Annotated in this window: 16 protein-coding genes; 12 read left to right on the top strand and 4 right to left on the bottom strand. The window is 67.0% G+C overall.

Annotation, left to right across the window (positions count from 1 at the left end):
• Window positions 1-64 precede the first annotated feature (64 nt).
• Window positions 65-1,147, top strand: coding sequence for an acyltransferase family protein (locus ACOKR1_RS14315; protein WP_422933668.1), 1,083 nt, complete (start codon window positions 65-67; stop codon window positions 1,145-1,147).
• A gap of 55 nt (window positions 1,148-1,202) precedes the next feature.
• On the opposite strand, the gene ACOKR1_RS14310 is transcribed toward ACOKR1_RS14315, so the two are convergent.
• The 4 genes from ACOKR1_RS14310 to ACOKR1_RS14295 are packed head-to-tail and all read right to left on the bottom strand — an operon-like array spanning window position 1,203 to window position 4,392.
• Window positions 1,203-2,297 carry an NAD-dependent epimerase/dehydratase family protein gene (locus tag ACOKR1_RS14310; RefSeq protein WP_422933667.1) on the bottom strand — a complete coding sequence of 365 codons (1,095 nt, stop codon included), beginning with the start codon at window positions 2,295-2,297 and terminating at the stop codon, window positions 1,203-1,205.
• A gap of 23 nt (window positions 2,298-2,320) precedes the next feature.
• A complete protein-coding gene (locus tag ACOKR1_RS14305; RefSeq protein WP_422933666.1) occupies window positions 2,321-3,208 on the bottom strand; it encodes a glycosyltransferase in 888 nt (295 codons plus the stop codon).
• Between the two features lie 33 nt (window positions 3,209-3,241).
• On the bottom strand, window positions 3,242-3,643 hold the full coding sequence (locus tag ACOKR1_RS14300; protein ID WP_422933665.1) for a DUF2304 domain-containing protein: 402 nt from the start codon (window positions 3,641-3,643) through the stop codon (window positions 3,242-3,244).
• A 2-nt stretch (window positions 3,644-3,645) separates the two neighbouring features.
• Entirely contained in the window at window positions 3,646-4,392 is a 747-nt protein-coding gene (locus tag ACOKR1_RS14295; protein ID WP_422933664.1) for a glycosyltransferase family 2 protein, read from the bottom strand.
• Window positions 4,393-4,468: 76 nt separating this feature from the next.
• Between ACOKR1_RS14295 and rfbB the strand changes: the two genes are divergently transcribed.
• From rfbB to ACOKR1_RS14240, 11 genes are all read left to right on the top strand, one after another.
• On the top strand, window positions 4,469-5,467 hold the full coding sequence (rfbB, locus tag ACOKR1_RS14290; protein ID WP_422933663.1) for a dTDP-glucose 4,6-dehydratase: 999 nt from the start codon (window positions 4,469-4,471) through the stop codon (window positions 5,465-5,467).
• The gene (locus ACOKR1_RS14285; protein ID WP_422933662.1) at window positions 5,464-6,876 is read left to right on the top strand and encodes a sugar nucleotide-binding protein; all 1,413 of its coding nucleotides are present in this window, start codon (window positions 5,464-5,466) and stop codon (window positions 6,874-6,876) included. The genes rfbB and ACOKR1_RS14285 overlap by 4 nt, the downstream gene beginning before the upstream one ends.
• 163 nt (window positions 6,877-7,039) lie before the next feature.
• Entirely contained in the window at window positions 7,040-8,929 is a 1,890-nt protein-coding gene (locus ACOKR1_RS14280) for a hypothetical protein (protein ID WP_422933661.1), read from the top strand.
• Between the two features lie 88 nt (window positions 8,930-9,017).
• Window positions 9,018-9,854: a CHAD domain-containing protein gene (locus tag ACOKR1_RS14275; protein ID WP_422933660.1), complete on the top strand. Its 837-nt coding sequence runs from the start codon at window positions 9,018-9,020 to the stop codon at window positions 9,852-9,854.
• A 167-nt stretch (window positions 9,855-10,021) separates the two neighbouring features.
• A complete protein-coding gene (locus ACOKR1_RS14270) occupies window positions 10,022-11,245 on the top strand; it encodes a CpaF family protein (RefSeq protein WP_422933659.1) in 1,224 nt (407 codons plus the stop codon).
• Window positions 11,245-12,099, top strand: coding sequence for a type II secretion system F family protein (locus ACOKR1_RS14265; RefSeq protein ID WP_422933658.1), 855 nt, complete (start codon window positions 11,245-11,247; stop codon window positions 12,097-12,099). The genes ACOKR1_RS14270 and ACOKR1_RS14265 overlap by 1 nt, the downstream gene beginning before the upstream one ends.
• Window positions 12,096-13,037, top strand: a complete 942-nt coding sequence (locus ACOKR1_RS14260; protein ID WP_422933657.1) for a type II secretion system F family protein — start codon at window positions 12,096-12,098, stop codon at window positions 13,035-13,037. Before ACOKR1_RS14265 ends, ACOKR1_RS14260 begins: the two co-directional genes overlap by 4 nt.
• A 163-nt stretch (window positions 13,038-13,200) precedes the next feature.
• Window positions 13,201-13,383 (top strand): hypothetical protein, encoded by a 183-nt coding sequence (locus ACOKR1_RS14255; protein WP_422936654.1) that lies wholly within the window; start codon window positions 13,201-13,203, stop codon window positions 13,381-13,383.
• 4 nt (window positions 13,384-13,387) lie between these two features.
• A complete protein-coding gene (locus ACOKR1_RS14250; RefSeq protein WP_422933656.1) occupies window positions 13,388-13,777 on the top strand; it encodes a TadE family protein in 390 nt (129 codons plus the stop codon).
• Between the two features lie 103 nt (window positions 13,778-13,880).
• Window positions 13,881-14,258, top strand: coding sequence for a hypothetical protein (locus ACOKR1_RS14245; protein ID WP_422933655.1), 378 nt, complete (start codon window positions 13,881-13,883; stop codon window positions 14,256-14,258).
• Between the two features lie 20 nt (window positions 14,259-14,278).
• Window positions 14,279-14,713 carry a pilus assembly protein TadG-related protein gene (locus ACOKR1_RS14240; protein WP_422933654.1) on the top strand — a complete coding sequence of 145 codons (435 nt, stop codon included), beginning with the start codon at window positions 14,279-14,281 and terminating at the stop codon, window positions 14,711-14,713.

Here is a 14,713-nt window from a genome sequence, read left to right as displayed (position 1 = left end):
CCGGCGTGCCAGGCCAGCGCAGGGAAGTGGAGGATTTGTGCGGGAACTTCAGAGACCGAAGCGGATGCTGATTGGTCGGCCGCTTGATCCTCGCGCCAATAGCCTCAATCTGATCCGCCTGATTCTCGCCTTCCTGGTCTTGGTGCATCACAGCTGGCCGCTAACAGGCGCTCCGGGCGAGCCCGGATTCGCGGGCGACTCCCTGGGCGGGTGGGCCGTCGCCGGGTTCTTCTGCATTAGCGGCTACCTCATCACGGCAAGTCGTTGGTCGCACGGTCTCGGCGACTATCTCGTGCATCGAGTGGCCCGGATCATGCCGGCCTTCATTGTCTGCCTCGTCGTCATGGTCGTCGTCTTCGCGCCGATCGGCTATTGGGTGGCCAACGGGAGCCTCCGTGGGTACCTGACGACGCCGACGTCACCCCTCGACTTTCTGATCTCCAACCTGGGTCTGAAGATCAACCATTACGACATCGCCAAGACGCCGCTTAATGTTCCGTATCCGGGCGCATGGAACGGGTCCCTCTGGACCCTCTACTACGAATTCGCCTGCTACATCATCGTGGCGGTCATTGGCGTCTTTGCGTTCGTTCGGCGATCGCCGTGGCCGGTTACAGTGCTGTTCGTCCTCAGCGCCCTGGGCCACGCCAAGCTCAATCTGTTGAATCACCTCACGGACGCGAACCCCGACGTGGACCTCCTGTTGAGGCTGCTTCCGTTCTTTCTGGGCGGCGCCACGGTCTTCGTATGGCGCGAACGGGTCGGCATCCACTGGACGCTCGGCGTGGCGTGCACGGTAGCTTCGCTTGCGATCTCCACGATGTTCCCAGGGTGGGGCGGCCAGGCCTCCGGTGTCTTCGTCGCCTACGCGACCCTGTGGATTTCGACGTGGCTTCCGCAGCCCAAGATCATCGCCAAGAACGACATTTCGTATGGCGTGTATATCTATGCGTTCGCGTTCCAGCAGCTTGCTGCGGTGTTTGGCGTCGCGTCGTGGGGGATCCTCCCGTTCATCCTCGTCGCGACCGTTCTGACCATCCCGACCGCGGCGGCGAGCTGGCTCTGGGTCGAGCGCCCGGTGATGCGTCGTGTGCGCCGAAGGGACCACCCGGCGCCCAAGCCGGTAGAGCAGGTTCGCGCCGGCTGATCAGCGAAAGACGGGACGCAGCCGAACCGGCTGCGTCCCGTCTTTTGTGTTCGCGTTAGGCGGGCTGAACGTCAGGCTGCGTCGCAATCCAGCCGGCGAGGCGCTCGATGCCCTGGCCGAGCGAGAACCGAGGCTCCCAGCCGAGCACCTCCTTGGCCGCCGAGACATCCGCCCACGCGTGCCGCACGTCGCCCTGGCGGTACTGGCCCGTCACATGAGGCTCCGGCGCGCCGTAGTGGCGCGCGATGATCTCGGCCGCGGTTCCGATCGTCTGGAACTCGCCCGAGCCGATGTCGATGGGCTCGCCCACGACCTTCTCGCTTGTCGCGCCCGCGACGATCGCCGACGCGACGTCGTCAATGAGGATGAAGTCGCGGCGGACGTTGCCGTCCTCGTACAGCGGGATCGACTTGCCGCCCATGGCCATGCGGCAGAAGAGGCTCATGATGCCCGTGTAGGGATTGATGAGCGACTGGCCGGGACCGTAGACATTCTGCAGACGAAGAATCACGGTTTCGACGCCGTACGACTTCGCCCACGCCTGGAGGACGTGCTCCTGGGCCAGCTTGGTGGCGCCGTAGACGCTCACGGGGGCCGGCGCGACCTCGCTGGCCCGCATGGCCGTGGGGGCCGCGTCGGAGAAGTCCCACTGGGCCTGGTCCAACATCTCGCTGGTTCGCTGTCCAGGGTAGAACTGGGTGCCGTCGGTACGCTTCCAGGCGCCCTCGCCGTAGATCGCTCGGCTCGACGAGAGCACGATGCGGCGGGGGAGCTTGCCGTGACGGTTGAGGCCGTCCAAGAGCTGGGAGGTGCCGACGACGTTCGCGATCGCGTGGCGGCTGGACTCCTCGAGCGACTGGCCGGTTCCGGTCTCAGCGGCGAGGTGGATGACGACGTCGGGTGCGACATCGGCGAGGACGCGGTCCCACGTGGCGGCTTCGGTGACATCACCGATCACGAGCTCCGCGCCTTCGGCGAGCTCCTTCGGGCGCTCGCCGCTTGCGTGGATCTGCGGGTGGAGGTTATCGACGACGACGACCCGATCGAAGGCGTCGACGAGCGCCGAGGAGATGGCGCACCCGATGAAGCCGGCCCCTCCTGTGACCAAAACCGTCCCGCGAGAGGAACCCTGTGCCTCGATTGTTGCCATGGAAATGTGTCCCTCTTGATTCTCTAGTTTCCGAACGTGTGGCGCGCGAGCGCCTTGATGGCGGAGACGTTCCGCGCGGCGACGGCGCCAGGGAGGAGACTCAGCGCGTGGGCGCGCGAAGTGAGGCGCAGGCGCGCGCTGCGCGCGGCGCGGCTCCAGCCGAGCTCATCGGCCTGCGCGGCGGCCAGAGCGAAGTAATCCCGCTCTCCGGCGAAGCGTGAGCCGTCGACGAGCTTGGTTGAGGAAGCGCTTGCGGAGTGCCGGCGGTACTGGAAGCAAACGCTCGGCTCGATGAGCAGCTGGTCCCCGCGGTAGATCATGTCCATGATGAGGGCCAAGTCCTGAATGATGGGGAAGCCTTCGCGGAAGTCCACCTCCCGCATCTTGTCGGTCCGGAAGGCCAGCGAGGGCCAGTAGAGCCAGTCGCCGTGCAGCAGATTCGCGGCGATCGTCTCGCCCGAGATGACCTGCACGCCGCCGCCACGAGGCTTCACGATCTTCTGCTTCACCGAGTCCACGAGCGTGTTGACCACGGTGCCCCTCTCGTCGATGACCTCGACGCCGGGCTGAATGATGCCCGCGTCCGGGAACCGCCGATGCGCGTCGAGAATCACGTCCACGTAGTTGGGGAGGAGGATGTCATCGCAGCCGAGGATGACCATGACCTCCTCGGTCGCCAACGAGACGCATGTTCGGTAGTTCTCGGTGATGCCCTCGTTCTGGTCCTTGCGGAGGTAACGAACCCGCTCGTCGTCAAGCGCCGTGACGAATTCCTTGACCTCCTCCGAGGGGTATGCGTCGTCGACAACAGTCAGTTTCCAGTCGCCGTTGTTCTGGGCTAGGACGCTTCTGACGGTGTCCTTCATGTAGCTCGGGTCGCCCCAGTAGGGGATGAGGATGTCGAGAGCCATCAAGCTTTCTCCGTGGTCGGTGGAACAGGCTGGTCAGTTGGGCTCGCCGTCGCAGTCTCGCGTCTGCTCCTCCTCGCGCACGGCAAGGGCCGTCACTCGGTCCTCGAGGCGTTCGAGTTGGGCGCGGAGGATCGCGGCCTCTTCCGCGAGAACGCGGGTTTCGTCCTCGACAATCGAAATCTCCCACGACAGGTGCAGGCACACACCAAGGGCGAGAAGGATGCTCAGCGCGAAGAGGAGATTCGAGGGGACTTGGACGCCGAGGGTCCGGGCCACGAGAGCGAGGAGCTGGGGAAACGCGGCGAGGATGAGCGTCGCCAAGCCGACGATGAGCCACAGCGCGGCGTACTTCTCGCGGAACTTCTTGCGCCGGAGGAGCTCGACGACGACGACGACAATGACGAGTGCGAGAACAAAGGCGGAAAGGGTGGCCACGGTCAGACTCCTGCGACTGGGTCCGGCGCGGGCAGCGCAGATCGTTTTCGCGTCAAGGCGAAGAGGAGTGCGAAAACGGACCTGCCCAGGTAGATCGCGGACTTGAAGGGGTTATGGCTCGGGGTGCCACCCTGGCGCGGACGCATCTCCACGGGCACTTGGGTGACAATGCACCCGGACTTGATGGCCACGACGAGGGAGTCGATCGTGTCGCCGAGGTATTCCGCGGGGTAGTGATCGATGAATTGGGCCAGACCGCGGCGATTGACGGCCTTGAAGCCGCTCGTGACGTCGGTCAATCGCTTCCTCGCGAGACCCGAGATCACCTTGGCGAGGAATACCATGGCCCACTTCCGGGGGCCGGTCACGGAGTAATCGCCGCGTTCCGCGAAGCGCGCGCCGATCGAGATGTCGGCGTCCCGAAGACCATTGAGGACGAGCGGGATATCCCGCGGGTCGTGCTGGCCATCCGCGTCGACCTGAATGGCCGCGTCGTAGCCGTGCCGCACCGCGTACTTGAACCCCGCGCGCATTGCGCCGCCCACCCCGAGGTTGTAGGGGAGATCGAGGACGGTGGCTCCCGCTCCCCGCGCCACGCTCGCCGTATCGTCCGTCGAACCGTCGTTCACCACGAGGACGTCGTAGCCGGCGGGTTGCGCGAGCACTTCACGGACCGTGGCACCGACCGTCTCGGACTCGTTCCAGGCGGGCATGATGACCAGCACGCGCAATGGAGGAGGATGCAGCATGGTTCCCAATCTATCGCAGACGGGCCCGCGTCCCCGCGTCGTAGCAGGGTCACGCCGCGCAGGTAGGCTAAGCCGCATGCGCAAACTGCTCGTCACTGGCGGAGCCGGGTTCATCGGCTCGAACTTCGTCCACTACGTGCTGAGTCACACGGAGCATCACGTCACCGTCCTTGACAAGCTCACGTACGCCGGCAATCTCGAGTCGCTCAAGGGACTCCCGGGCCAGCGGTTCAGGTTCGTCAAGGGCGACATCGCGGACGCCGCCCTCGTGGACGAGCTCGTCGGCGAGGCGGACGCCGTCGTTCATTACGCGGCGGAGAGCCACAACGACAACTCGCTCCACGATCCGCACCCGTTCCTCGATACCAACATCATCGGGACGTTCACGCTCATCGAGGCGGCTCGCAAGCATGGCGTCAGGTTCCATCACATCTCGACGGACGAGGTCTACGGCGACCTCGAGCTCGACGATCCTGCGCGCTTCACGGAACAGACACCGTACAACCCGTCGAGCCCGTACTCCTCGACGAAGGCAGGCTCCGATCTTCTGGTGCGCGCATGGGTGCGGTCCTTCGGGCTCCAGGCCACGATCAGCAACTGCTCGAACAACTACGGCCCCTACCAGCATGTCGAGAAGTTCATCCCGCGCCAGATCACGAACGTGCTCGACGGCGTGCGCCCCAAGCTCTACGGCAAGGGTGAGAACGTGCGCGACTGGATTCACGCCGACGACCACTCCTCGGCAGTCCTGACCATCCTCGAAAGCGGCCGCATTGGGGAGACCTACCTGATTGGGGCTGATGGCGAGAAGGACAACAAGTCGGTCGTCGAGCTCATCCTCAAGACCATGGGCCTCGCCGCCGACGCGTACGACCACGTCGTGGACCGCCCAGGTCACGACATGCGCTACGCGATCGACTCGACGAAGCTGCGCACGGAGCTCGGCTGGAAGCCGCAGTTCCAGGACTTCGAGGCCGGCCTCGAGGCGACGGTTGAGTGGTATCGAGACAACGAGGCCTGGTGGCGCCCGCAGAAGGCACAGACCGAGGCCAAGTACAAGGAGCAGGGACAGTGACCGAGTTCTCCAAACCGCTCGCGGCGCACGAGACGCCGATCCCCGGCGTCGTCCTGTACGACCTGCCAGTCCACGGCGACAACCGCGGCTGGTTCAAGGAGAACTGGCAGCGCGAGAAGATGCTCGCGCTGGGCTTGCCCGACTTCGGGCCGGTCCAGAACAACATCTCGTTCAACGAGAAGGCGGGCACGACCCGCGGCATCCACGCGGAGCCCTGGGACAAGTACGTGTCCGTCGCGACCGGTCGGATCTTCGGCGCGTGGGTCGATCTGCGCGAGGGCCCCACGTTCGGCGCAGTGTTTACCGCGGAGCTCGATCCGTCGAAGGCCATCTTCATCCCGCGGGGCGTGGGCAACGCGTTCCAGACGCTCGAGGACGGGACGGCGTACGCCTATCTCGTCAACGACCACTGGTCGGCCGACGCCCAGAGCCAATACACCTTCCTCAACCTCGCGGACGAGTCGTCGGCGATCGCGTGGCCGATCCCGCTCGAGCAGGCCGAGCTGTCCGACAAGGACCGCGCCCACCCGCGCCTCGCCGACGTCGTCCCGATGGCCCCGCGCAAGACGCTCGTGCTCGGCGCCGACGGGCAGCTCGGCAAGGCGCTGCGCAAGGCATACGACGGCGACGCGAGCGTCGAGTTCGCAGCGCGCGCCGAGTTCGACCTCACCGACGCCGCGTCGTTCGAGAGCCGAAACTGGAGGAACTACTCGACGATCATCAACGCGGCGGCGTATACGGCCGTGGACAAGGCCGAGACGCCCGAGGGTCGGCGCGCGGCGTGGGCCGTCAACGTGACCGCGGTCGCGCGGCTAGCGCGCGTGGCCGTCGCCAACGGCCTCACCCTTGTCAGCGTCTCAAGCGACTATGTCTTCGACGGCTCCGCCGACGTTCACGACGAGGCGGAGGGATTCTCGCCGCTCGGGGTCTACGGCCAGACCAAGGCTGCGGGAGACGCCGTGGTCTCCGTGGTTCCGCGGCACTACATTGTCCGCACCTCGTGGGTCATCGGCGAGGGTGCGAACTTCGTGCGCATCATGGCGAGCCTCGCGGACCGAGGCATCAAGCCGTCCGTGGTCGACGATCAGATCGGCCGGCTCTCGTTTACCGAGGACATCGCGGCTGGGATAAGGCATCTCCTCGACACAACGGCACCGTACGGCGTGTACAACCTCACGAACGACGGCGACCCCCAGTCCTGGGCGGACATCGCCAAGAGCGTGTACACGCTTTCGGGCCACGACGCGAGCGACGTGAGCGGGGTGAGCACCGAGGACTACTTCCGTGGAAAGAACGCTGCGCCCCGGCCGCTGCGCAGCGCGCTCGACCTCGCGAAGCTGCGCGCCACGGGGTTCGCAGTCGAGGCGTGGGACCGCCGGCTTGATGCTTACGTTTCGCCACGAAGCTAAATGCTGAGGCGCCACGCATTGTCCCGCGGGGAGACATGACGCGCTCGTGAATTTAACTGAAAAAGTATTGGTCGTGACTTTGTCCCTTCCTTTCTGAGCAGTGAGTCTCGTAGTGTTCACTAGGGTTGTGTCAGCTGTGATGGGACTGTGTATGGGGTCGCTAATGTTCGGGAGTGCCGCGCGCCGCGCAGCGGCGGCACTCATTTCCACTCTCTTGGTGATCGGCGCGGGGGCCGCGGTGGCCGCACCGGCGCAGGCCGCGCCAACTCGGGCGGCCGCGCCGTCGGCAGTCCAGCCAACTCGGGCGGCCGCGCCGTCGGCAGTCCAGCCAACTCGGGCGGCCGCGCCGTCGGCAGTCCAGCCCGCCCTCAGCTATCCGCAGCGCAACGCCCAGATCGGCATCACGCTCGTGACGCTCCAGACCCGCGACAAGCCGACCGCGACGTACGACACGAACGCCTTGCAGAGCGCGTTCAACACCGCCAATGGATATTGGCAGACCATTTCGGCGGGGCACATTTCGCTGCACCTGGATTCGCTGTCGAATCTCTCGACCCAGGTCTCGTCGACGGATGAGTTCGTGACGATCATGAACGCCGTGACGAACCAGCTGCACTGGACCGATACGGCGAACAAGGTCATCATGGTCGTCGACCCGGCCAGCAACATCACCATCAACGGCACCGCGAACGCCCTCGGCGTCACGTGGTCCACGGGGAGCGAGGGCGGGCGCGTGATGCTTGCCCAGCCGTCGCAGTTCACGGCGCCCGTCATGACTCACGAACTCGGCCACATCCAGGGCCTCGGGCACGCGAACACGCTCGAGTGCACCGACTCACGGCCCGATTCGAGGATCGTCAACGGGGCGTTCGCGGATAGCAATTGCACGTCGCGCGAATACGGCAACAACACGGACGTCATGGGCATCTCGCAATACAACGAGCCGTACCTCGATTCCGTCCTGTTCCAGTTCGGCGGCTTCGGCAACGGCAACGAGATCGCCGACGTCGGCACGGTCGCACAGTCGGCTACATACACCCTGACTCCGTGGGCCGGGACGGGCGCCAACCGCGCGATCAAGTTCCAGGACCCGGTGACCGGTGAGGAGTATTACCTCCAATACAAGGCGCCCGTGGGCTATGACGCCCCGACGGCGGTGAACGGGAATCAGGGGGTGCAGGTCATCAAGACCAGCACGGATCCGACCGAGTCTGTCCTGATCCCGAAGACCACCGCTCCGTTCAGCGGCTACTACCGCAGTGACCTCTCGTGGCAGGCCGGCCAGACGTTCACAACCGACGGCGGCACGACCGTCACCGTCAACTCGGTGACGGCCTCGTCCGCGACCGTGACGGTCGCACCCGCCCTCGAGCACCGCCAGGACATCGGGATGCCCGCCGGCGCGACGCCCATCTCGGGGCGCTGGTGGGGTGATGGCAAGGCTTACGGCGGCTGGGTTCTGAACGGGAAGTGGTGCCTCCAGAGGCCCACGTCTGGGCCAGCGTGCTTCTGGTACGGAATCGGGACTGACAAGCCAGTCGTCGGAGACTGGAACGGCGATGGAATCGACACCCCCGGCATCGTCCGCAACGGCCAGTGGCAGCTCACCAACTCGATCTCCACTCTCACTGTGGACCGAGTGGTGAACTACGGCACGGCGACGGACACGCCGATCACTGGCGACTGGGACGGGCAAGGCGTCACGACGATCGGCGTTGTGCGCAACGGCCTCTGGTACCTGACTGATTCGTTGAGCCCCTATCCCGGCGTCACGTACGCGTTCCCCTACGGCGATCCCGGCGACATACCCATCGCCGGGAACTGGGCCGGCGGCCGCTCGTGGGGCATCGGCGTGGTCCGCAACGGCTGGTTCTACCTGAGCAACAACGGCCAGCGCGTCGACAACTACTTCCCGTTCGGTGTCGGCACCGATACGCCTGTGACAGGCGACTGGGACGGCGTGGGCGGCTCGACAGTCGGCATCGTGCGCGGCAGCACGTGGCAGCTGACCAACAGCAACTTCGCGCGCCAGGTGAACATCATCTTCAACTGACGGGTCACCGAGGGCACAGTCCGCCTGCGGCCGAACGCCGGTGGAAGGGCCGTTGCTGTGCGCCCGGTCACGCGAGGACACTGGAGGCATGGATCCCGCGACGAGTGCCGCCGCCGCGATTGGCGGCTATCTTGACCACTATCTCGACAAGCTCCTCGAGCTGATTCCGGCCGCTGCTGCCGGCGACGTCGAGGCGGTTCACGACGCGCGGGCCGCCCTGCGGCGCGTCCTGTCGGTTCACGGCGGGTACGGGAAGTCACTGTTCAAGGCGAAGAAGGCGCAGCTCAAGGCGGCGCGCGCCGTCGTCCGTCATCTCGGCGCGGTGCGGGATCCGCAGGTGGCCCTCGAGCGACTCTCCCAGCCGCCCCTGCCGCAGGATGTCGCGAGCCTTCCTGCGCTCCGGCGAGACCTCGAGGAGCGTGCCGATACGGGGCTCGCCCAGCTTCACCCCAAGCAGCTTCGCAGGAGCGCGGAGAGCGCGGCCGGGGCGCTACGCCTCCGGAACACGGAGTTCGCTGACGATTCCGTGGCCGGCCTGCTCCGCCAGCAGTGGGAGCTGTGCGAACGGCTGAGGACGGAGGCCCAAGCTTTTTCTCCGGGTGCGGCACGCTGGACGCATCTCCATGCCGAGCGCAAGGCCCTCAAGCGGCTCCGGTACATGGCGGAGTCGCTGCAAGCGTGGGCCGCGGACGGCACGGGTCGCGTCGCGGTCGGCGCAGAGAAGCGGCAGGAGGCCCTCGGGGCGGTCAACGACTGTTGGCAACTCGAGCTGTGGCTCGTTGACTCTCTGCGGCTCAAGGGCGTGAGCGAGGATGACGTCGTGCGCCTCCTCGGCGCGGAAGACGGCGCCCTGACGGCGTGCGACGGCGATTATCGGGCCGTAGCGGCCGAGCCGATCCAGCGGCCTGAGTTGCCGTCGGCGTGAGCCTGGAGGCGGCGTGGCTGCCGGTTATCCACAGGGTCGAGGAAGCGGGACTCCGTGCTGTGGGACGTCGGCTACGCTGAGTTTCGTCGGCTGGGGAGTCGGCGCGCCGCGGCACCGCACCTGCCCGGGGCGAGAGGGAGCAGCCTGCGCTGCACTTTGGGGGATGTATGGATGCCATACGCATCGTCGAGGGCGAGGTCCGTGAGCTGATCCGCGTGCGGGGCCTCGACCCGCTCGGACAGGCCGACGAGATCAAGAGGCTCGTGGACGCCGCCGTCGAGGATTACGACGAACGGGCCTTGCTGGGTGCCGTTCCGCCTCTGGGCGAGGCGGATGTCGCGAGAAAGACGGTGTTCGACGCCGTCGCCGGCTTCGGCTTGCTGCAGCCGCTCCTCGACGATCGGAGCATTGAAGAGATCTGGATCAACGCCCCGCACGAGGTGTTCATCGCCCGCGGCGGCGCATCGGAGCTCACCTCGGTGGCGCTGTCCGAGGGGCAGATCAGGGATCTCGTCGAGCGGATGCTCAAGTCGTCGGGCCGGCGTCTTGATCTCTCGAGCCCGTTCGTTGATGCTTCCCTCCCGGACGGCTCGCGCCTTCACGTGGTCATCCCGGACATCACGCGCCGACACTGGGCTGTCAATGTCCGCAAGTTCGTGGCCCGCGCATCGCGCCTCGACCATCTCGTGGAGCTTGGCTCGCTGACGCCCCAGGCGGCGCGCTTCCTTGCGGCCGCGGTCGCGGGAGGGCTCAACATCCTCGTCTCCGGCGCGACCCAGGCCGGCAAGACGACCCTTCTCAATTGCCTCGGCGCCGCCATCGGCTTTCGGGAACGCGTCGTGACGGTCGAGGAGATCTTCGAGCTCCAGTTCCCGCTCCGGGACGTCGTCGGCCTGCAGTGCCGGCAGCCGAATCTCGAGGGTGCAGGTGAGATTCCGCTTCGGCGGCTCGTCAAGGAGGCGCTGCGCATGAGACCGGATCGGCTCGTCGTGGGGGAGGTGCGCGAGGCGGAGAGCCTCGACATGCTCATCGCCCTGAATTCCGGGCTGCCGGGTATGTGCACGATCCACGCCAATTCCGCCCAGGACGCCGTCACGAAGCTCTGCACGCTCCCGCTTCTCGCCGGCCAGAACATCTCGAGTGCTTTCGTCATCCCCACGGTCGCGAGTTGCATCGATCTCGTCGTGCATTGTGCGAGGCGGGCCGACGGGCACCGGCACGTTGCCGAGATCCTCGCCCTGGGGTCGCGAGTCGAGAACGGGGTGATCGAGACCTCGACGGTGTTCGCCGACGACGACGGCACGTTGCGTCCGCGCTCGATCAGCCTGCCCAAGCCGGAAAAGTTCGCCCGCGCCGGGATCGACCTCCCGAGCCTGCTCGAGGCGGTGTAATGGCGGCCGCTCTCGGACTCGCCGGTGGGCTCGGTGCCTTCCTCATCTGGTGGTCGTGGTGGGAGTCTCCGCCGCGGCGCCCGCGTGATCGCCGCCCGGGGAAGATCGAGCAGCTCATCCGGCAGGCGGGCATTCAGCGCGTGAGCCCCGGAGGCCTCCTCGCGTCGTGTGCGGGACTCGGGCTCGTCGTGGCCTTCGCGCTGTTCGTCCTCACTGCCGCCTGGCCTGTCGCGGCGTGCTTTGGCCTCTTCGCGTCGTGGCTTCCCGTGGCGCTCGTGACCTGGCAGGCGCGACGGCGCGCGAGCGTCGTGCGGGAACTGTGGCCCGACGCGGTCGATCACTTGCGGTCAGCGATTCGCGCGGGTCTGCCCCTGCCGGAGGCTCTCATGCAACTGGGCATCAAGGGCCCCGAGCCGCTTCGCGGGGTCTTCCTCGACTTCGCGGCCGACTATCGCTCGGGCGGGACGTTCGGGTCGTCGCTCGATCGGCTCAAGGACCGGCTCGCCGATCCGGTCGCTGATCGGATCATTGAGGCTCTGCGGCTCACGCGGGAGGTCGGCGGGTCAGACCTTGGCCGACTCCTCGGAACGCTCGCCGAATTCCTCCGCGACAATGCGCGCACCCGGAGTGAACTTGAGGCCCGGCAATCGTGGACGGTCAACGCGGCCCGTCTCGCTGTCGCGGCGCCGTGGGTGGTTCTCCTGCTGCTCGCCACGAGGCCAGAGGCCATGGCGGCGTACGCCCAACCGGCAGGACTCCTGGTCCTTGTGAGCGGGCTCGTCGTCTCCGTCGCGTGCTATCGCGTGATGTTGCGCATCGGCTCCCTTCCCGCCGAACAGCGGGTCCTCCGATGACCGGGACGACCGTACTGGCTGTGCTGTGCGGTGGGCTTCTCGGCTCTGGTCTCTGGACCGTCTTCGTCCGCCTCCCGATGATGCGCCGGGCTACATTCGCCGATCGAGTGGCCGCTCAGCTGCGCTCGATTGATGGCTCCTCCCGGCTCCTGCGCCGCGAGCCGGCGGCGGTCACGCCTTTCGGGCCGCTCGAGCGGATTGTGCGTCCCGTGATGGGGGAAGCGGTCGCGCGGCTTTCAGGGCTAAGCGTCGGCAACGGCGCCCTGTCGAAGCGGCTCGCCGCCGCCGGCTCGCCTCAGAGCGTCGCGGACTTCCGCGCCGAACAGTTGGTCTGGGGCGGCGTGGCCTTCGCCGGGGCGACGGCCGCGGGCGTCTCTCTGACGGTCTCGGGGCGGATCTCGGCGTTGCTCGCGGTGCTCCTAGTCCTCGCGGCAACAACGTGTGGGGTTGCCGGCCGCGCATACGTCCTCTCGAGCGCTGTGCGCCGGCGTCAGCGTCGGATCTTGTCCGAGTTCCCGTCGGTCGCGGACATGATGGCCCTCGCGGTCGGCGCCGGGGAGACGGCCCACGGCGCCCTCGAACGGACGGCCCAGCTTTCGCGAGGGGCGCTCTCGGACGAATTCAGGCTCGTGCTGGCGGATTCGCGGGCAGGGACGCCGTTCGTCGGGGGCCTACAGCGGATGGCCGATCGGGTAGGACTCGCGCCGATCACTCGTTTCGTTGACGGCCTCGTGGTGGCACTCGAGCGAGGCACACCGCTCGCGGACGTGCTCCGTGCGCAAGCCCAAGACGTCCGCGACGTCGCCAAGCGCGAGCTGATGGAGGCCGCGGGACGCAAGGAGATCGGAATGATGGTGCCGCTCGTGTTCGGGGTCTTGCCACTCACCGTGATCTTCGCGGTCTATCCCGGCGTGGCCGCCTTGACCCTGGGGCTGTGATCAACGCACCAGAGAAGCGAATCCACAAAGAACACCAACGGTACGCACCAAAGAAACGCTGCAAAGAAATTGGGGGATCATGAACATCATTCCCGGCCTAGCCAGAGCAATCGGCCTAGCCACGGCAATCGGTCTAGCCAGAGTGAGCGGCCTTCCGTTCCGGATCGCCGTCTACGTTCTCGCGCTGGGCGACCACAAGCGCGGAGAACAGTCAGATCGCGGGGACGTCCCGGGATGGGTCATGATCACGCTCATGAGTGCCGTCCTGGTCATGGGACTGTTGGCGGTCGCGGGTCCGGCCCTCGAGGGACTCTTCCAGCAAGCGATCAGCAAAGTCAGCAAGTAGCCCGATGCCGAGGCAATTGGAGCCACGGCTCCGCGAGGGAGGCTCGGCGCCGGCGGAGTTCGTCATGGTCGGCGGCCTCCTCACGGTCTTCGCGCTCGCCATTGTTCAGCTCACGCTCGTCCTTCACGTGCGGAATACCCTGACGGACGCGGCGGCGTCGGCGGCCAGATACGGCTCGCTCGGGGATCGCGGAGCGGAGGACGCTGAGCGACGCGCGGCCGAGCTCGTGACGATGACGGTGGGCGAGGAATTCGCTGCGGACATCTCGGCTGGGGAGGCGACCCTATCGGGGACGCGAGTCCTCGAAGTCCGGGTTACCTCGCGCCTCCCGCTCGTCGGCCTGGCCGGACCGCCGGGCCTTGTGACGGTGACCGGCCATGCACCGCGTTCCTGAGCGTGCGCGGTGGGCGCATTCCGCGCCGTCGGACCTCGTGCCAGCTCCGCCCGCCTCATCTGGTCCGGCAGGAGATCGGGGGAGCGCTGTTGTCGAGTTCGTCATGCTGGGTGCGCTCCTGCTCGTCCCGGTCGTCTACTTTGTGGTATCGGCGGGAACGCTGCAAGGGGCTTCGTATGCGGCCGCCGGCGCGGCCGATCATGCTGCCAAGGTCTTCGTGCGCGCCCCCGACTCCACGGCGGCCCTTTCGAGCGCTGAGGCGGCAGTGAGGGTCGCCATGGCCGACTTCAAGGTGGCGGACACCGCCTGGACCCTGAACATCTCGTGCGATCGGCCGCAGTGCCTCGAGGCCGGCGGGGCGGTCACGGTCAGTGTTGCGGTCAACGTTCCGCTGCCGCTCTCGCCGGACCTCGGACCCGGCCCGCTCACGGCCGGGCGCGTGAGCGCGAGCGCCACCCAGATCGTCGGGCGGTTCCGGTGAGGCGCCGTGCACGAGGCGCGATGGCCGGCGACTCTGGCCAGATCGCCGTCCTGGCCGTTGGCTACGTGGTGCTTTGTCTGCTGGTGGGTGGCGTCGTCACCGGAGTGTCCGCCGTCTATCTCGAGCACAAGCGCCTCCTCTCGGTCGCGGACGGCGCGGCTCAGGCCGCTGCGGACAGCTTTGCCCTCGCGGATGTCGCAGCTGGCCCGGGTCCGCCGGCCGCCACCCTCGGAGACGAGCGCGTGAGAGCCGCGGTACACACCTACTTGGCGCGCGACGGCGCATCGGCCCGGCTCGAGGGGCTTCGCGTCGCCGCTTCGACGGGGTCTCCCGACGCGCGGAGTGCGAGGGTGACGCTCACCGCCGTCGCCCGCCCGCCGCTTGTCGGGATCTTCGTGCCCGACGGCGTGCCGATCGAGGCAACCTCCACTGGGCGCGCGAGGCTTGCGCGCTAG

This window comes from Sinomonas sp. P47F7, from assembly GCF_049332655.1.
Lineage (GTDB): Bacteria > Actinomycetota > Actinomycetes > Actinomycetales > Micrococcaceae > Sinomonas.
Note: the sequence above shows the minus strand (reverse complement) of the source record. Positions and strands in the feature narration are given on the sequence as shown.

What these genes read in the sequence shown, in the direction of transcription:
- ACOKR1_RS14270 (WP_422933659.1), top strand. Translation starts at nt 10,022, where the DNA reads ATGGATGCCATACGCATCGTCGAGGGCGAGGTCCGTGAGCTGATCCGC.
- ACOKR1_RS14240 (WP_422933654.1), top strand. Translation starts at nt 14,279, where the DNA reads ATGGCCGGCGACTCTGGCCAGATCGCCGTCCTGGCCGTTGGCTACGTG.
- ACOKR1_RS14305 (WP_422933666.1), bottom strand. Translation starts at nt 3,208, where the DNA reads ATGGCTCTCGACATCCTCATCCCCTACTGGGGCGACCCGAGCTACATG.
- ACOKR1_RS14280 (WP_422933661.1), top strand. Translation starts at nt 7,040, where the DNA reads ATGTTCGGGAGTGCCGCGCGCCGCGCAGCGGCGGCACTCATTTCCACT.
- ACOKR1_RS14315 (WP_422933668.1), top strand. Translation starts at nt 65, where the DNA reads ATGCTGATTGGTCGGCCGCTTGATCCTCGCGCCAATAGCCTCAATCTG.
- ACOKR1_RS14310 (WP_422933667.1), bottom strand. Translation starts at nt 2,297, where the DNA reads ATGGCAACAATCGAGGCACAGGGTTCCTCTCGCGGGACGGTTTTGGTC.
- rfbB (WP_422933663.1), top strand. Translation starts at nt 4,469, where the DNA reads ATGCGCAAACTGCTCGTCACTGGCGGAGCCGGGTTCATCGGCTCGAAC.
- ACOKR1_RS14295 (WP_422933664.1), bottom strand. Translation starts at nt 4,392, where the DNA reads ATGCTGCATCCTCCTCCATTGCGCGTGCTGGTCATCATGCCCGCCTGG.
- ACOKR1_RS14275 (WP_422933660.1), top strand. Translation starts at nt 9,018, where the DNA reads ATGGATCCCGCGACGAGTGCCGCCGCCGCGATTGGCGGCTATCTTGAC.
- ACOKR1_RS14245 (WP_422933655.1), top strand. Translation starts at nt 13,881, where the DNA reads ATGCTGGGTGCGCTCCTGCTCGTCCCGGTCGTCTACTTTGTGGTATCG.
- ACOKR1_RS14250 (WP_422933656.1), top strand. Translation starts at nt 13,388, where the DNA reads ATGCCGAGGCAATTGGAGCCACGGCTCCGCGAGGGAGGCTCGGCGCCG.
- ACOKR1_RS14265 (WP_422933658.1), top strand. Translation starts at nt 11,245, where the DNA reads ATGGCGGCCGCTCTCGGACTCGCCGGTGGGCTCGGTGCCTTCCTCATC.
- ACOKR1_RS14260 (WP_422933657.1), top strand. Translation starts at nt 12,096, where the DNA reads ATGACCGGGACGACCGTACTGGCTGTGCTGTGCGGTGGGCTTCTCGGC.